General features: G+C 68.8%; 1 protein-coding gene. It reads right to left on the bottom strand.

Features of this window, described 5'->3' with window-relative positions; genetic code table 11:
* Window positions 1–397: KR domain-containing protein (locus tag JK363_RS41725; protein WP_201883529.1), on the bottom strand; the 397-nt coding region annotated here is incomplete at both ends.

The following is a 397-nucleotide window of genomic DNA, read 5'->3' as shown; positions in this document are numbered from 1 at the left end:
CACATCCGCCAGAGCCTCACGATCACTGACATCACACGCTTCAACCGTCACGCGGGCGCCCAGAGCGGTCAGCTCCTCCTCAAGCGCAGCAGCGCCAGGGGCGTCGATACCCCGCCGGGATATCAGCAGCAGATCCCGCACCCCATGCTCCGTGACCAGGTGCCGGGCCACCACCGCACCCAGACCACCCGTACCACCGGTGACCAGGACCGTGCCCGACTCCGGCCACGGCGCAGGGATGCGCAGGACGACCTTGCCGATGTGCTTGGCCTGGCCGAGGAACCGCAAAGCCTCCGGCGCCCGCGCGACATCCCAGGCCGTGACCGGAACCGGCCGCAACACCCCCCGATCAAACAACCCCACCAACGCCGTCAGCATCTGACCGATGCGCTCCGGA

The sequence above is a fragment of the Streptomyces coffeae genome (assembly GCF_016741875.1).
GTDB lineage: Bacteria > Actinomycetota > Actinomycetes > Streptomycetales > Streptomycetaceae > Streptomyces > Streptomyces coffeae.
Note: the sequence above shows the minus strand (reverse complement) of the source record. Positions and strands in the feature narration are given on the sequence as shown.